Annotated in this window: 16 protein-coding genes and 1 tRNA gene; 8 read left to right on the top strand and 9 right to left on the bottom strand. The window is 54.0% G+C overall.

What is annotated here, in order from left to right; all coding sequences use genetic code 11:
* Nucleotides 1-51: 51 nt before the first annotated feature.
* Nucleotides 52-1,431, bottom strand: a complete 1,380-nt coding sequence (locus N805_RS02645; protein WP_028613321.1) for a nucleobase:cation symporter-2 family protein — start codon at nt 1,429-1,431, stop codon at nt 52-54.
* 204 nt (nt 1,432-1,635) lie between these two features.
* Between N805_RS02645 and N805_RS02650 the strand changes: the two genes are divergently transcribed.
* On the top strand, nt 1,636-1,854 hold the full coding sequence (locus N805_RS02650) for a hypothetical protein (RefSeq protein WP_019474007.1): 219 nt from the start codon (nt 1,636-1,638) through the stop codon (nt 1,852-1,854).
* 334 nt (nt 1,855-2,188) lie between these two features.
* Here N805_RS02650 and N805_RS02655 read toward each other — a convergent pair whose 3' ends face one another.
* Complete coding sequence (locus N805_RS02655; protein WP_019471940.1) at nt 2,189-2,860, bottom strand: Bax inhibitor-1/YccA family protein; 672 nt, start codon at nt 2,858-2,860, stop codon at nt 2,189-2,191.
* A gap of 255 nt (nt 2,861-3,115) precedes the next feature.
* Here N805_RS02655 and N805_RS02660 point away from each other — a divergent pair.
* A tRNA-Ser gene (locus N805_RS02660) sits at nt 3,116-3,205 on the top strand.
* Between the two features lie 310 nt (nt 3,206-3,515).
* On the opposite strand, the gene N805_RS02665 is transcribed toward N805_RS02660, so the two are convergent.
* Nucleotides 3,516-5,255, bottom strand: a complete 1,740-nt coding sequence (locus tag N805_RS02665) for a hypothetical protein (RefSeq protein ID WP_019471941.1) — start codon at nt 5,253-5,255, stop codon at nt 3,516-3,518.
* 579 nt (nt 5,256-5,834) lie between these two features.
* Between N805_RS02665 and N805_RS02670 the strand changes: the two genes are divergently transcribed.
* Entirely contained in the window at nt 5,835-6,464 is a 630-nt protein-coding gene (locus N805_RS02670; RefSeq protein ID WP_019471942.1) for a hypothetical protein, read from the top strand.
* Here the strand turns inward: N805_RS02670 and N805_RS02675 are convergent.
* Nucleotides 6,435-6,758, bottom strand: a complete 324-nt coding sequence (locus N805_RS02675; protein ID WP_019471943.1) for a hypothetical protein — start codon at nt 6,756-6,758, stop codon at nt 6,435-6,437. The two genes, N805_RS02670 and N805_RS02675, sit on opposite strands and share 30 nt — an antisense overlap.
* A 576-nt stretch (nt 6,759-7,334) precedes the next feature.
* Between N805_RS02675 and N805_RS02680 the strand changes: the two genes are divergently transcribed.
* The gene (locus N805_RS02680) at nt 7,335-7,700 is read left to right on the top strand and encodes a histone-like nucleoid-structuring protein, MvaT/MvaU family (protein WP_019471944.1); all 366 of its coding nucleotides are present in this window, start codon (nt 7,335-7,337) and stop codon (nt 7,698-7,700) included.
* A gap of 90 nt (nt 7,701-7,790) precedes the next feature.
* On the opposite strand, the gene N805_RS02685 is transcribed toward N805_RS02680, so the two are convergent.
* Complete coding sequence (locus N805_RS02685) at nt 7,791-8,276, bottom strand: hypothetical protein (RefSeq protein WP_019471945.1); 486 nt, start codon at nt 8,274-8,276, stop codon at nt 7,791-7,793.
* A 518-nt stretch (nt 8,277-8,794) separates the two neighbouring features.
* Between N805_RS02685 and N805_RS02690 the strand changes: the two genes are divergently transcribed.
* The 4 genes from N805_RS02690 to N805_RS02705 all read left to right on the top strand — a co-directional run bounded on the left by N805_RS02690 (nt 8,795) and on the right by N805_RS02705 (nt 11,644).
* On the top strand, nt 8,795-9,274 hold the full coding sequence (locus N805_RS02690; protein ID WP_019471946.1) for a hypothetical protein: 480 nt from the start codon (nt 8,795-8,797) through the stop codon (nt 9,272-9,274).
* A gap of 53 nt (nt 9,275-9,327) precedes the next feature.
* A complete protein-coding gene (locus N805_RS30410) occupies nt 9,328-9,516 on the top strand; it encodes a hypothetical protein (protein ID WP_155412662.1) in 189 nt (62 codons plus the stop codon).
* Nucleotides 9,517-10,500: 984 nt separating this feature from the next.
* Entirely contained in the window at nt 10,501-11,322 is an 822-nt protein-coding gene (locus tag N805_RS02700) for a hypothetical protein (protein ID WP_019471948.1), read from the top strand.
* Nucleotides 11,323-11,425: 103 nt separating this feature from the next.
* The gene (locus tag N805_RS02705; protein ID WP_019471949.1) at nt 11,426-11,644 is read left to right on the top strand and encodes a hypothetical protein; all 219 of its coding nucleotides are present in this window, start codon (nt 11,426-11,428) and stop codon (nt 11,642-11,644) included.
* A 263-nt stretch (nt 11,645-11,907) separates the two neighbouring features.
* Here N805_RS02705 and N805_RS02710 read toward each other — a convergent pair whose 3' ends face one another.
* The 4 genes from N805_RS02710 to N805_RS02725 form a co-directional block, all read right to left on the bottom strand.
* Nucleotides 11,908-12,237, bottom strand: coding sequence for a hypothetical protein (locus tag N805_RS02710; RefSeq protein WP_019471950.1), 330 nt, complete (start codon nt 12,235-12,237; stop codon nt 11,908-11,910).
* A 128-nt stretch (nt 12,238-12,365) separates the two neighbouring features.
* Complete coding sequence (locus N805_RS02715) at nt 12,366-13,259, bottom strand: TIR domain-containing protein (RefSeq protein WP_019471951.1); 894 nt, start codon at nt 13,257-13,259, stop codon at nt 12,366-12,368.
* A 120-nt stretch (nt 13,260-13,379) separates the two neighbouring features.
* A complete protein-coding gene (locus N805_RS02720) occupies nt 13,380-14,480 on the bottom strand; it encodes an XRE family transcriptional regulator (RefSeq protein ID WP_019471952.1) in 1,101 nt (366 codons plus the stop codon).
* Nucleotides 14,473-15,090, bottom strand: a complete 618-nt coding sequence (locus tag N805_RS02725; RefSeq protein WP_019471953.1) for a hypothetical protein — start codon at nt 15,088-15,090, stop codon at nt 14,473-14,475. Before N805_RS02725 ends, N805_RS02720 begins: the two co-directional genes overlap by 8 nt.
* Nucleotides 15,091-15,451: the final 361 nt, after the last annotated feature.

The raw sequence follows: 15,451 nt of genomic DNA on the forward strand, positions 1-15,451 counted from the left end.
CGCGATGGGCTGCAAAGCAGCCCTCATGGCCCTGTCAGAAGGACACAAGACTCAACCCTGCTCCTTGCTCTCCGGCAAGAACCAGTTCAGCACCAGCGCACAGATCCCCCCGGTAGCCACACCCGATTCCAGCACATTGCGAATCGCCGCCGGCATATGCGCCAGAAACTCCGGCACCTGCGCCACGCCCAGGCCCAGCGCCAACGACACGGCAATGATCAGCAGCGCACGGCGGTCCAGCCGGGTGCTGGCCAGAATGTTGATCCCCGAAGCCGCAACCGCCCCGAACATCACCATGGCCGCGCCACCCAGCACCGGCTCCGGCACCGCCTGGATCACCCCGGCAACGCTCGGGAACAGCCCCAGCACCACCAGCATCACGGCAATCCACATACCAATGTGACGGCTGGCAATGCCGGTCAGCTGAATCACCCCGTTGTTCTGGGCAAAGATCGAGCTGGGGAAGGTGTTGAACACACCGGCCAGCAGCGAGTTGGCACCGTTGACCAGCACGCCACCCTTGATCCGCTGCATCCACACCGGCCCTTCGACCGGCTGGCGCGAAACCTTGCTGGTGGCGGTAACGTCACCGATGGCTTCCAGCGAAGTCACCAGGTAGATCACCAACATCGGAATGAACAGCGCCCACGAGAAGCCCAGGCCGAAGTGCAGCGGCGTCGGCACCTGGAACAGCGCGGCTTCGTGCATGCCGGTAAAGTCCAGGCGGCCCATGTAGCCGGCCAGTGCATAGCCAACCGCCAGGGCAATGACGATGGCGCAGCTGCGCATCCACACTACCGGCACGCGGTTGAGGATCACGATGATCGCCAGCACCACGCCCGACAGCAGCAGGTTATCGCCGTTGGCAAAGGTGCCATTGGCCATGGCACCGAAGCCGCCGCCCATGCTGATCAGGCCGACCTTGATCAAGGTCAGGCCGATCATCAGCACCACGATACCGGTCACCAGCGGGGTGATCAGGCGTTTGACGAACGGCAGGATGCGCGACACGCCCATCTCCACGAACGAGCCCGCAATCACCACGCCGAAGATGGCTGCCATCACACCCTCTACCGGCGTGCCTTGCTTGACCATCAGCGCGCCGCCCGCAATCAGCGGGCCGACAAAGTTGAAACTGGTGCCCTGCACAATCAGCAGCCCGGCGCCGAATGGGCCAAAGCGCTTGCACTGGACGAAGGTGGCGATACCCGAGATCACCAGCGACATGGAAACGATCAGGTTGGTATCACGCGCAGAAACGCCCAGCGCCTGGCAGATCAGCAGGCCAGGGGTAACGATCGGCACGATGATCGCCAGCAGGTGCTGCAGGGCAGCCAGCAGGCCGATCAGCAGCCGTGGCTTGTCCTCCAGGCCAAGCACCAGTTCATTGGCAGGCGCCGCTGCGCCTGGGCTGTGTTCGTGTGAGCTCATTGCTGAAAGCTGCCCCGGAAGAAAAAAGGAGCGCATTCTACGGGGTGAAGAGGGATTGCGGTAGAGAAAAGCACGATGGCGGCATGATCGGCGAGCATTTGCCCAATTACCTGACTTTAGAGTCAGTGAGTGAGTTAGAAACCCACGTGGTTGCAGACTGTTTTGGGGCAGCTGTTACAATTTGTGTTTTTTGGGAAGGAATCCATGCGTCTAGCCATCATTCTTGCAGTGTTGCTCATCGTTGCCGTGTTCCCTTGGGCGCTTGCGGTGTATGGTGCAACCATCCTCGCCTACTACCTGTGGTATGTGATTAGTGGCCTATTTGCGACAGGTTTTCTGATTTTCGCTTATTGGTATTCGCACAAAACCAGCGAACGCATAAATCGCCGCCGTGCCAGGCAGGCCAAGCAAGAAAACAACTAACTACACTCGCGGGTAAAACCGCTCCCAGAGTAATCGCGCTAGCTTTCAGGTGTTGTGCAGTACAGTTGTCCCCCATAGGGACTGCATATGTCTGTAGCCTGCGCGATCACCTGTGGGAGCGGGCGTGCCCGCGAAGAAACCAACGCGGTGGATGGCACCGGCTTCGCCGGTGTTCGCGGCTAAAGCCGCTCCCACAGTGATCGCGCTAGCTTTCAGGTGTTGTGCAAGACAGTTGTCACCACAGGTACTGCATATGCCTGAAGCCTGCACCCAATCCCTTTTCCAACGCCCACAAAAAAGCCCGCCGAAGCGGGCTTTCTCACACAGCAATCAATCAGTCATCGCGACCCATGATGCCAAACAGCTGCAGCAGGCTGACAAACAGGTTGTAGATCGACACATACAAGCTGATGGTCGCCATGATGTAGTTCCGCTCGCCACCATGAATGATCGCGCTGGTCTGGAACAGGATGCAGACCGACGAGAACAACACGAAGCCAGCGCTGATCGCCAGTTGCAGGCCGCTGATCTGGAAGAAGAAGCTGGCAACGACAGCACCCAACAGCACGAAGAAACCAGCAGTGATGAAGCCACTGAGGAAGCTCATGTCCTTGCGGGTGATCAGCACATAGGCCGACAGGCCACCAAACACCAGGGCAGTCATGGCAAACGCCGAGCTGACCACTTCAGCGCCACCGGCCATGCCCAGGTAGCGGTTCAGGATAGGGCCGAGAATGAAGCCCATGAAGCCGGTGAGGGCGAAGGTGGACACCAGGCCCCAAGCCGAATCACGCAGCTTGTTGGTGAGGAAGAACAGCCCGTAGAAGCCGATCAATACCACAAATATGTTCGGGTAGCCGACGCGCATCTGCTGGGCCACGAAGGCCATGACACCGCTGAAGGCGAGGGTAAGCGCCAGCAAGCTGTACGTGTTGCGCAGGACTTTGCTGATCTCCTGCTGCTCGACCTGCTGGCCGTGGTGGACGGCGTAATCCTGTTCGCGCATGGCGACACTCCTTGGTAAAACCTGTGGTTTCAGACGTTCAGATGCTAGGAGTCTATCAGAGCTCCTGCAACCCGCGACACAGAGAGTTTGACAGCGTGTTTCATTACGGTATTATGGCGGCCGCAAAACGAGCTGGAAGCGTGGCCGAGTGGTTTAAGGCAACGGTCTTGAAAACCGTCGATGGGCAACTATCCTAGAGTTCTTATCTAAGGTAGTCCCCAAATGCAAACTTCAGGATAGCCAAGCGATTGCATCGGGAAATTGGCAGAGTGGTTGAATGCACCGGTCTTGAAAACCGGCGAACGTGAGAGCGTTCCCAGGGTTCGAATCCCTGGTTTCCCGCCAAACACAGACAAATCAAGGGCTAGAGAGATCTAAGCCCTTTTTTTGTGCCTGCAGTATCTGTGCTACCCATGCAAAGCATGGCTGCTCCCCCAAGCATGCAGGTCAAATAGCTGCGAGCAGATGCAAGCTACTGCATGCTTCTATGTCCGAGAGACGAGTCGAAAACCCAACTGCATACTTGCCGAACCCTGTATTAACGCAGAGCACAACCGCTAGCGATTGCGCAGTCCACGAGAAAATCCTGGGCGATGTCATCCAACGCCCAGTCCAAATTCTTCCCTTCATACATCAAGGTGCCGGGCGAGAGGGGTCAGTTCTGCCCTTGAAGCAGCGCAAGATCCTCAGACTCAAACCGAATATCTACGCCTGCAATCTTGCCCTCCCGCCGAAGCATGCTGGCCAACCGCGAGTGAGGCTCCTGGTCAACGATCGACCGGCAGGCCTGCAGAAACGAATCAGGCGCGTGTCCATGATTCCTTTCAGGTGCTCCAGTATCCTTGACGAGATCGAACCCTTTTTGGATGAGCAGTTGAAGGTCTGAGCCGGATGCGGCCCTGATTTCCTTCTCGAACTCCCGGGGGGTGACAGACCTCAAGAACTGCTTCTCGCTGATACCCCAGTCGTTCCCCTTCATCAGATCCTGGAGAAGTCCGAGTACGGTAAAGCGATCCAAGGAGACCGATCGCGCACTCTCTATTTCGTCCTGGATCAGGGGGTGAAGTTGATCAAAGGAGTGATCGTTGAAGTGAAGCCAATCCTCCGTGACGCCATCCGGATGATCTGCTTGAAATTGGGCCCTCCATTTTTCAATGAAAGCGAGGCCAAGTTGCTGGTCGCCTGTCAACTGATCGATCGAAGGTATCAGATTAGAAAGCCTCTTCATGTCCAGCAGTCCCGCGCTGGGGAGCATGTGCTCCAGTTCGATGATCAGATCCTGCTCTGAAAGCTGAGGGTGCCAGGAGAGATGCTCCTCAAAGGTGATAGCCTTGTTGCGGGCCTCAAGCCGGTCACTTTTACGTAAATAATCGGTCACGAAATGCTGGATATTCGTGCTGTCCACGATCCCAGAGTCGAGGTAAGCCAGGATCATGGCCTCCAGTTCGTCGGTGCTGCTGATGCCTACCCGTGTCATCAAGCGGTGCCAACGCTCTTGGTTTTGCTGTTGCTTGCTGAGCGGTGTGTTTTGCTTTCCCCTAAGGGAGACGAGCGTGGATGTCCGGTGCGCCTGATAGTCGAGGACGAATTCCTTACTCGGGGCGTCCTCTACTGCTTCATAGTGAATCCCGCCGAGTAAGCTTATTGATGGCAGTACGCGCTTGAGCAGCAGCGGAGCAATCGCAGGATCCTGGCCCAGCAATTGATTGGCCACTTTGATGATTTTTCGGATGACCCGGATGTTGGTGATCCGTAATGGTAGAAGAGCGGCCCTCATTGGCTCAGGCCACGAGCAGGACGTCAGCTTGTGGGCGATGTCGAAAGCTTCGGTGGGGGACGTCTCTAGCTTGATCTCCTGATCGACCACCTTCTCACGAATTTGACCCCAAATTTCCTGATCCTTCAGCTTGTCGCTGTTCAGTATCAAGAGGATGCGGCAGTCGTGCTTCTGAACACATTCATCGATGAATCCGAGAATCTCATCGATGGTTAATTTGGCGTGTTTGCGCTCGATGTCATCGATGACGATGAAGCGGCCCTTCAGCATGTAGGGCACCGCCAAGAGAGAAAGCTCGTCCAGTACCGAGAAGCTTGAATTGACGCTTTTGAGCACCTTTTTTACCGCTGTGACTCCAGTTTTGACTGAATCAAGGTAGCTTTTGTCGAGCTTGTCCGTGAGTCCTTCGGCGATCTTTAGCTTCAATTCAGCGATCGTGCTCACGCCGAAGAGGGACGCTGATACGGCTTCTTTCGCCTGTTTGTCCCCGGTTGCCTCGCGAACCTGCTTCCAGAGCTCCGTTTTCCCGGTGCCCCACTTTCCGGAAAGGGCAATCACCTTGTTCTCTTTTTCATCGATGAGGCCCAGGAGGGCGTGCTTGCAGTGCGCGAGGGTCATGGAAGTCCTTGTCTGTAGCTCATGCAATAGCTCAATGCTGGAGCTGTAGGTAAAGACCGCATGTATAAGGCAGTGCGGTTGAAGGCGCAATGGGGCGGTAGAGCCAGGGACTCTCCACAGGCGGGATGTTACAGCCGCCTTCTGGCCCACGACTTCTTGGTCAACCTCATCATTGCGATATGTCGTCGACTTCAAGCAGGCGCTTTAGATCAAGGGTTGCAGCCAATCTCCCCATCTTGCCATCATCCCTGACGATGCAGCGACGGTCCTGCGTGCGTTCTCCGGCAGTCTTTAGGTCGGGCAGCAAGCGTCTCTGATCAGACCTTGATTGCGAATTGGATAAGGAAAACAGGTTTGAACGTATTTAGTGTGCTAACCAGCCCTACATTTCCGTGGCAGTTGTCTGAGGACATCTATAACAGCAAAACCAGCAGAGATTGGCCGTATTGCCAAAATCATAACGGCGAGCTCAAGTCCTTTGCGTTGTGCCCTATTTGTCAAAATCCTGATTTGCTGGTCAATCGTTAAGTTCCATCCACGAAGTCCAAAACACTGTATGCGCGCCATGCGGGCTACTCTGTGTCTGGACTGGCTGACCATGATCAGGAAGCCTACCTGGATTGCCCGCTCCATAACCCCGAGCGGTTTGATAGCAAGCTTCGACGTCAGGCGGGTAGCAAGCGCAATGATGAAATTCGGCTACTGCTTCTGCACCATTTAGACCTTGTGATCACCCAGTTAGAAGGCGCGATGGGTATCAAGCTTACCGATCAAGCTGTGGAGTCCATGCTCTTGGATTTCATTAAGAGGGCAGGGTGGGAGTACAAGGCTATCAGTCTATACAATTTGCATCTAGGTTTCGCCTACATGACCGAGGCCAAAGACTTGTTTGGCTGTAGGGTGACTGACACTAACATGGCACTCCAGATTAAGTCTAAATCTGAGGGATTCGAAACCACGAGCAACGGTTTGATCTTTCGCAGGAGAGATGTCAAGGGTACAAAGCTCCGGCTTTATTTCAACAATCATCAAATCGATAACGGTCACCCTGCCAAGGAATCGGTGAACGTGGAAATAGTCGAGCTGAAGGGTGCTACCCTCAAGCCCAAAACCATTTTCACCAAAACCATCAGTTTTTCAGGGACTCTGTTTTTTAACATGCTGATGCGCTGGGAACGTCTACGTGTGATCGCGAGTGATCACCTGTAGTACATCGCCGATCGGCCTGTTCAGCACTGCGATGAGTTCTGGCATTCCGATCGGCTCCTCATCAAGGTTTTCTCTGAGATACTCGGCGTGGGTTGCATGCGCTGCTCGCTCGATTGCGTGATACGCCAGGCTGTTGATCAGCTTCAATGTGCCTTCTTCATCGTAGAGCCCCAGTGCGTTTGCAAGGGAGATTACCGGGGAGACTATGGTGCGCAGGCGATCAAGGTCTTGGGCGACAGTTAGGATTATATTGTCACGGGCATTGCGGGTCATGTATTCATACGGAAATTTCATCTGAGCGCTCTCGTATCCTATTTCGAAATTTCGTTACGCCTTATGGAAGGCCCGACGATTCGGCGGTTGTCCCGGTTTCGTTGCTCTTCATGTCTTTATTTTGCAGGTGGAGCTTTGCTTGATGCAACGGGGTCGTTGTCATAGGTGATGGGTGTGCAGCCCAGTTAACAGCTCGTGGTGATCAGGTAGGTCGTAGGTGATTGCGGCAGGTTGTCAGCACTCTCGTGGGTGCGTTAACGCTCTGAGCACTATGCACGGATTCATCACCAGATCGATTTTTTGTCTTGCGTGACGCTGATTACATACACGGTATCGCTTATGTTCTGCATGACCGTTGTGGGGATCTGCATGATCCCGTTTTGACCTTCCCCCGGGCTGGATACTCAGCTGTTAAGGTACATCGCGCTCCCGGGCACTGCGGTGATCAAGTTCTACCTCATGTACCGCTATCGCGCATGTAAGTAGCAAAATCGAACGAAAAATGAGCGGCATGGAAAAGCCAAGAAAAGCTGTGTACGCTGGATCTAAATGCTTTAATGTAAAGATCAATTTTCACACTGAACTGAGGAAGCACGCATGTCCCGTCTGGTCGAATACCGTCAGTTAGAGCAAAAATTGGCCGCCCAGCTGGCGGAATTGGAAGCCTTGAAAGGTAGCAGTGAGCTCCAGAGCGAGATCGAGTTTGAAACCAAGCTTTGTGGTCTGCTAGGCGAGTATGGCTATAGCCTGCGCGACATCATCAATATTTTGGATCCTCAGGCAAACCGCCGAAGCGCTCCAGTGGTTGCAGAGAAAGCACCTCGCCGTGAGCGGCAAGTCAAGCAGTATAAAAACCCAAATAACGGTGAAATCATCGAAACAAAAGGCGGCAACCATAAGCTTCTTAAAGAGTGGAAAGCCGAATACGGCGCTGACACAGTAGAGAGCTGGCTGACCAAGTAATTCGGGTTCGCTGCTAGGGCCTCCGATCAGGAGGCCTCGTCCGGGGGATACTACCAATCGTTCTCTTTGCGCAGTTAAGCCTGACTCGACTCAGCCGGCGCGGCTTGCAGCTTGAGGGTCTCTCAACACATCATCTGTCCAGGCTAGCATCACGCTGACTACGAGCGTGAACATGGCGTAGCCTATCACCGACACAACACCGTCCACGCTCATGCCCTCCAAGTCGCGGTACCACCATGCTAGCAAGAAGCCAATCATCGCTCCTAATGCGGCACGGAAAGCCATCAGGAGACTGCCGCCGATATTGACAAAAAACCTATGCAACTCACGTGATTTGCCGATGAGCTCAAACGAGCGATAGGTTGATCTCCAGGTAAAAATGCTGACTGCGGCGAATGCGAATAGCAGCCATAGGTAATACTTCATCAGCGGTGGTGCCGCTAGGAGCGTGTTGACCAGTGCATTTACTTCCTCTGCGGTGGTGCAGGTCAGTACTGGAAGAGCGCCAATAAAGAATGCATACGAGATTTCCCTGGTCGTACGTAGCCAGAAGTTGAAATTCACCTTTTCTTTCATTACCTTTCGCCTAGCCGTCTCTATCTATATTTCAAATCAAGCAAAACATGCCGAAAATACTATTTCGTAACAAATTGTTCTGCCGCAGCGATATCAAAAGCTCCGGATTTTTCACGGCTTAAGTATCGAAAAATCGTATTTTATCAAGGCTTTGCTTCATCATGAAGAGGGTCGCCTGGAAGGTAGGGATGGGGGCTGGTCGAATGTCTACTATTTCGAAAAAATCATGTGATTGCTAGGTCGCTCAGGAAATGCCGCAATGTGCTCACGCGCAGCTTGACTCATCCATAACACGTCAAAATGGCAAAGCTTATGAAAGCCAAGGCTAGGTGAGGGCAGTAGATGATCGGCTTCGCCTGTTCGATTGGCTGCCATGTAATCATCCCTGTATCGAGTCAAGCACAGCTTCGATGTGGGTGAGATACCCACGCCCACCAATTTGATCTTCAAGCCAAAAAAAGGTTGATGGTGACCGGCGAGCTGGTTAATTTATCTCAGTGTCAATCACGAGAATCCGTATGGACGATCAATCATCAATCGCGCACGTAGACGGTCAGGCAGCTTCTGATAGTGATGCTGCTTCAATCATCATCGAGGCGCTTCGCATTGAGTTTAAAAGGCTCCAGCGAGAGGTGTGCGACTGCAGTGATGAGCGTGAGGTAGAGGACGCCCGAATCACAAGGCGTGCATATGAGGCAATCGACAATGCTATTGATTGCACCCTCGGCACAGGCAAGTCGTTTGCCTATCGGAAGATCATTACCTCCATTCAGCAAGCGCGACTGGTTCTGGACGCCCTTGATCATGTCTGCGAAACAGTAGGCTTATCGCCCGCTCTACAGCGCCAAGTACGCGTCTGGAATGACGTTCTCGCCTACAACATGGCGGAGCTTGCTGCACTCTTCATCCTCTTTGCCTATTCTCGGCATGTCGCCCTGAGCATTCCTTTGCACGCTGACGGCCCAGAGCTCTGCGTCTACAAGCACCGCCTTCGCTAACCCCACCTCTCGAATTTGTCCTTTTTCCTTTTTTCGAACGGGGAGCTTTGCTCGTGCCTGAAAAAAAACGTCGTGTCCGTTTCAAGCGCCCGCGTCAGGGTAAAGAGAACAATGCCGTTGTTCCGACCGCAGCCTCTCCTGAAACTCAGGGTCGTGAAAAGCGGTGGCTCACTCACCTGTTTGACCTTTTGAAGATAGGCGTTGGTTTGGCCAATCTGGTTCTGGGGTTGCTAAAACACTGACAGCGTTCGCCCTCATCTACGATGGGGGCGCTTGTCCTTTGGTCATCTACTGCCTGACGGTCAATTCACGTCCAGGACAGTCAACTTCAGAGGGTGAAGTAGATGAGAGCCCGCGATCTGCGCGATGGCGATGCATCTCACGATTTGTCAGGTCGATCGTTATCAACCGCTGGATGCGGTTGCCCATTTTCTATCTGGTTCTTTCATGCTCTCATTCAGCATACTGCTAAATTACGTCGTAATACTCACCAATCCTGCATGTTGGGCTTGCCATTGGGGTTGCAGCTGGGCGGAGCAGGGTAGCTTTGCCCCAGCACCCTCCTTGAGTGCGCGGGCTTGGTTATCTAGGGCTTGATGGGATGATCACGGGCGATGTCACTTACCCCTTCGATCTCATCCAAGGACATCACCATGTCCTTGTAGCTGTGGAGCCCTGGAACAGGGTACCGCTCGGTTGGCTCTAAGGTCTGTTGAAACGCATTTCCCGCGTGTTTCCTCAGGTTCATGTAAACGGTCAGCAGCAATCCAATCCGTGTGTTAGCCTTTTCTAGCAACGATTGATAGTTGTTATGGTCTACCGTTCCATGGCTTTCCGCGCAGGCTTCGCTATGCAGGTGACGAATGAGGGCTTGGTCGAAACGTCCAGAAATCGTTTTTCTGGCCGGCGAATCTCTCCGTAAACATCAGAGCCCTGGAGAGATTCTGCCGGCAGTACAGTCAATGAAGAAGGGTTGAAGGGTTGATAGGCCTTGTCGAATCAACCCAGAGTTTTCGAGCAGGTTGTCTGGCGCCTCTCGTAACCTCGTCGATACGTTAGAGAAGGGTTGCATCTCACAAGCGGTAGCTACTGGCCTCGATCCCTAGCGAACAGTATTCTCATGCGCATACTGACCATAAAGATGGAACCAGGGTCGTACCCTCGACTCACCGCGCACGACGCTCGTCACGCGTGATCACTGATGAACCCGTTCCGGACATTACTCGATGCTGCTTTTTGACCTTCTCAAACTGTGGGAACCTGCCTTCACTCCCGGTCGTACTAAGGTTCACTTGGCCCGATACAACGGCGAAGAACGCCCCCTCGACGTGTTCCTGGAAGGCCGCTTTGATCAATGGCAATCATGGCAATCCCAACGGAATTTCGAGAAGGAGTATGTCGTTTCACTTATCCAGGCTGGGCGCCCTACTCGCTGGCTTTTTGCAGGCCTGTTCCGCAGGAGGGGGCGTCTCGATTACACCGCGCCGCGAAATCACCACATCTACGACCTGGAGCGTATCGAAGGTGCCGAAGAATGGGTCGGTCGCCTCTATCTCAAGAGCACGTACAAGCAGCGCAACTCATACCCACTAGGAACCACCCTGGTGAATGACCTTGTCGTCTCGGAGCTACTTTCCAAACGCCTCACCATAGGTGATTTCCCAGGCTTCAAGTCAGTCAACTTGACCAAGGAGCATCTGGATATCGTCATACGTCAGAACATTCCAACCTGGCGCGCAGCATTGTCGAATGTTAAGGGCGTCTATCTGATCACAGACAGTGAGACCGGCAAACTGTATGTCGGCAAAGCCGACGGCGAAAGCGGCATTTGGGGGCGCTGGTGCACATACGCGGCGACCGCACACGGTGGCAATGTTGCCCTGAAAAAGGAGTTTGGCATCGACGCCCTCCCCGGGCGGCAGCAGCACCTTAGATTCTCTATTCTGGAGATCGCTGATATCCATGCCATGCCAGGAGAGATTGATGCGCGAGAAAGCCACTGGAAGCAGATCCTGCTAAGCCGAGAATTTGGCTACAACCTGAACTGAGAGCACTGCAGGCAGCGTTTCCTGGATTGGTCTCCGGCACTTACGCATGCACATGCGTCATGAGCGAGTGGCTCATGGCGACCAACCACTAGGAGTGTCACCCATGGTCATCTGCAAAGGTCAATTGCGCGGCGCATTCAAGGGCTTCAAGAATACGGAAACTGTGTTTGAGTTCTACGGTGGTAGGAAGTGGAAACAAGCTGTCTATCAGTACGAATATTTCTACGCCTACATGCCTCAAGCCAAGGTCGTTCAGGAGGGTGGTGCCTACATGCTCAAGGTACAAGGCATGAGCAGCAGCGTTGCTGTCAGGCCAGCCTGAAACACCTTCATTTGCATTTCGGGGCGTCATGTTGAGCGCCCCTGAAGCCAGCTTCGCGGTAGCATATTCCGCCGCATGATGGACTGCGCACGGACACTAGGGAGTAAGCAGCTCCGTCTCCTCAAGCTCTACGCCCAGCCCGAAGCGCGCACCGATTGTTGCCGCCACTTGGCGATGTACGGTAGTGGATTGATGAAAATGGATTTCTGTTTGGTAAGCGGGCCATTGACCTGCCTGACGAATCAGAAACACCAGCTCGGCTTTCACGGTTTCGATATCAAGACAATCCCCTCAACCGCATCGAGTTGGCACCAGATGTCCATCGTCGCAGCAGTAAAATGTCGACGCCAAGCATAGCCGTGGTATCCGTTTTTGCCGTTGGCGGCCCATCCGATCCGTAGGCGATTGCTCATCGATTGCTTGGTGATCCCGACGTATACAGGGTGTGAATGCCCCTCCACGCTAATCACATAAAGCTTCGGAAATCGAGATGTTGCCAGCCCGGAAAACCTCGTCGTGTTCTCTGGGCATTTGATGGCAAAGGTTGAGGCATCAAAGGTAAGCGCGTAACGTCCTACGTAGGTCATTTCCATAGACGCTCCTCATTAAAGCGGCTGCTTGCAAAACGGCAATGTTGCGGGAGCCAATGAAATGTACCACCGCCCACCAGTTGTCTGCACAGCAGCACCAGTTATCTCCGCTGTAGGCTGGCGGCACTTACTTACGCACGCATGACCTTGTTCCAATCAATCTCATGGCCAGCAGCTTCCAGTTCCCGACCCAGAGCTTGCTTCCAGCCATCTTTATCCATCGACTCCCAAACCACACCAGCAAAGTCACTCGGAATTTCCACAGAGCCTCGCTTGAGAGCGCAGACTTTGGCACGGCCCAGGCGACCCAGGAAATAGCCCAACTCCAGCAGCACATTTTGGCGAGCGCGGGGTTCTGGTGCTCCCCCCTTAACGCAACCTTCATCGTCCGGGGTGAGCAGCACTACTGCAAACCCGACATCACCGTGTGCCTCGACCTTTTCGATAACTGTTCGGCCCTGATTCGCTTGCTCATGCAAAATGATGGACTGGAAACCGAGTCGTTCGAGAAAGCGAGCTACGGTTTCGCGGGCGCCTTCGTCATGGCCATGCACGATGAACACCTTGCGGGACGGCTCGTGAGCGTTCTTCTGCGCGCCATTCGCGGTATGGGTTAGCGGGGCATGCTCATGGTCAGACAGATCTTCCCTCAGCGTCCGCTGCGCCTCGCCCAACAGAGAGATGGACTGGGCAATATTGTCCGTCGTCCCTTGGACATAGTGGTGCCTGCGGGGATAATTATCGGTATAAAAGCCTGGGGAGAAGTGCAGCTGAGCTGCAGAAGAAAAACGGTAGTAGGTAGCAGTGTTTAGGCCGAAACACCTATCCAAAGTATCTTCAATTGACGTCGACAATGCTACGAGCCTTGGTGAGTCACCGTCATCGTTGAGTAGGGATACGTCAAAGTCTTGGAGATCATTGATACGCTCTTGCAAGCGCTCAATTCCTCTCTCCATCAGTGCGGGAGTCAGTTGGAGCTTTGGGGCGACATTGTTGGCGCCAGGCGAGGATTTATTGCGTGCCATCAAACAATTCCTGTGCGTGAATAGGTGAGCAAAAAGAGTGAACGCCATCTGGGGATTTTCCCCGCGCTCATACCCTTAACCACTGCGGGAGGGCTTGCGGTTGTGGGCTGAGACTTCGGGCTATTTCACTAAGGCCAATGGCGCTGCTGGTACCTTCAGCATGAAGCGCTCCACGATCAGGGCATCTGTGAGCCCAGAGTTCTTGAGGATTGTTCTCCAGCTCGCATGATCAAGCAGATCCACCGCCCGTTGTACCAGTGTTGGCGCTTCTATCTCGATCTGGTCGTCAAGCTCTTCCCGCTTGGTGAAACCGTTGCGGCTGAGGTAGGTGAAGCCTGACCGAGCTTGATCCTGAGTGATCAGATTGAGGGTCTGCGCACGATAGATGATCGCCTTGAAACTGACTTTCCACCGCAGCTTGAGAGCCCCTAGTGCCGACCAGTTGAGGTACTGGCCGCGCATTGATGGAAACTCACCACCGAAGCTCGCCCGTGGCATGAGCAGCGCGCTAGCAAATTGATTTGCCTGAGCCTCGGTTGTCCGGCAACCCGTTTCAATACCCTGATGCATCACCAGATGGCCAAGCTCATGGGCTATGTCGAATCGATGCCGGCAAGGATTTTCCTTGGCGGTATTGCGCACGATCAGAGGGCGCTTGTTGAACAATGAAAACGCATCGATACGATCATCTGCATCAGCAAGACTCACCACCAAGACACCCGCTTTTTCCGCCAGCCGGGTAACGTTGGCAATCGGGCCGATGCCGATCGACAGCTCTCGCCGAAAACCCTCAGCAGCTCTTTCAATTACGTCATCACTGGTAAGCGGCAATTCGAAAGCACTGAATCCCACTGGAGGGAAGTCCACCTCCTCTTCAAGCTCGTTGACCAGTAACTCGAAGAGCTCCACCTGGGATGCAATGCTCTTCTTGATTGTCTGGGTCGACGATCGCAAGCTGCGAAAATGGCACTGTTCCAGTTCTACAGAACCTCGGCGCGGACTCGACAGAAAATCTTCCGTCACTCCCAGGGCTTTGGTCAGCACCTGGATCTGAGCGGGATTCGGAATGGAATTGATTTCTAGTTTATGAGCGTACTGTCGGCTCACCCCGAGCAATTCGCCCAACTCAGCAAGCGACAAGCCAGCAGCGCACCGAGCCAGTCTCAGCTTGTCAGGTGAAAACTCAGCTTCAAAAGCAAGCTGTTGTGTTCTGTCATCCATCTACGGGTTCATCATCGTCAGTGGTCTTTTTATCAATGTCTTTACGCTTGCGCTGCACTTTCGCCTCAGGCACGTCAACCGGAGCATGCTGCTCAGTCGCTCTGACCGATAGCATCGAGTACTCGTCATGCTTCCACAGGCAAATCACGTTGTGATTCACGTCAAAGCCGACGATCGCCACCTCAACCTTCGGGAATTCCGGGTCGTTGTTGCTGGAGACGTAGACGCGCCAGGTGCAAATTTCCGGCGACTTTTCAAATAGTGAAAGCTGATGCTGCTCAAGGGGGTTCGGCTTGATCCGGTAAGCCTTTTTGATGTCGAGTGGGTTATCCGTGACGATCTGCAGCAGTACATTGTTCAATGAGACAGTGAAATCCAGCGTCGCGTTACGCAACTGCAGCCAGGGCATCGACTTGTCGGCTGCCAGCACCTGGCAAAGCCCTTGCTGCCTGCCGAACAGCATCGTGCCTCGGGTGTAATTCGTGTCATAAGGGCTGCTGGAGTCTTCCAGAGCGCTGTATGCCACATCAGCGACTTCTTGGCAGAAGCGAGCTACATACTCAGGCAGAAGCCTGGGCTCGAAATGACTCGGATGTTGTGTCACATGCATCAGGCCGCCTCTCCAAAAAGTCTGCAAATCGAGAAAAGTGTCAACTCGAATTCTATGCAGATTTAAGGATATGTCAACCGAGCAGCAAGCAGAAGGACTTCATTCACGAGGGTATTCGGATAGCTTGATACGGAAGCTGGGTAGACTGAGCGGCGTCTTTGCTACGAACATGAGCCCCATACACCGAACATCTTCCCCCCAGGGTTCCAGCTTGATGAGGGCCGTCTCGATCGCACCCGGGTGGATCACCGGTCATCAGAACCGGATGTTCTGCACCAAGAGCACTTTCCGGCTGCACGCCTAGGAGCTGACAGGTGTTCCTGTACATCATGGGTTCGGGTGTCATCAGTCCGACTTCAGA

The organism is Pseudomonas putida S13.1.2 (assembly GCF_000498395.2).
Lineage (GTDB): Bacteria > Pseudomonadota > Gammaproteobacteria > Pseudomonadales > Pseudomonadaceae > Aquipseudomonas > Aquipseudomonas putida_Q.

Coding starts and splice junctions, on each gene's coding strand:
- N805_RS02645 (WP_028613321.1), bottom strand. CDS start 1,431: ATGAGCTCACACGAACACAGCCCAGGCGCAGCGGCGCCTGCCAATGAA.
- N805_RS02650 (WP_019474007.1), top strand. CDS start 1,636: ATGCGTCTAGCCATCATTCTTGCAGTGTTGCTCATCGTTGCCGTGTTC.
- N805_RS02655 (WP_019471940.1), bottom strand. CDS start 2,860: ATGCGCGAACAGGATTACGCCGTCCACCACGGCCAGCAGGTCGAGCAG.
- N805_RS02665 (WP_019471941.1), bottom strand. CDS start 5,255: ATGACCCTCGCGCACTGCAAGCACGCCCTCCTGGGCCTCATCGATGAA.
- N805_RS02675 (WP_019471943.1), bottom strand. CDS start 6,758: ATGAAATTTCCGTATGAATACATGACCCGCAATGCCCGTGACAATATA.
- N805_RS02680 (WP_019471944.1), top strand. CDS start 7,335: ATGTCCCGTCTGGTCGAATACCGTCAGTTAGAGCAAAAATTGGCCGCC.
- N805_RS02685 (WP_019471945.1), bottom strand. CDS start 8,276: ATGAAAGAAAAGGTGAATTTCAACTTCTGGCTACGTACGACCAGGGAA.
- N805_RS02690 (WP_019471946.1), top strand. CDS start 8,795: ATGGACGATCAATCATCAATCGCGCACGTAGACGGTCAGGCAGCTTCT.
- N805_RS02700 (WP_019471948.1), top strand. CDS start 10,501: ATGCTGCTTTTTGACCTTCTCAAACTGTGGGAACCTGCCTTCACTCCC.
- N805_RS02705 (WP_019471949.1), top strand. CDS start 11,426: ATGGTCATCTGCAAAGGTCAATTGCGCGGCGCATTCAAGGGCTTCAAG.
- N805_RS02710 (WP_019471950.1), bottom strand. CDS start 12,237: ATGGAAATGACCTACGTAGGACGTTACGCGCTTACCTTTGATGCCTCA.
- N805_RS02715 (WP_019471951.1), bottom strand. CDS start 13,259: ATGGCACGCAATAAATCCTCGCCTGGCGCCAACAATGTCGCCCCAAAG.
- N805_RS02720 (WP_019471952.1), bottom strand. CDS start 14,480: ATGGATGACAGAACACAACAGCTTGCTTTTGAAGCTGAGTTTTCACCT.
- N805_RS02725 (WP_019471953.1), bottom strand. CDS start 15,090: ATGCATGTGACACAACATCCGAGTCATTTCGAGCCCAGGCTTCTGCCT.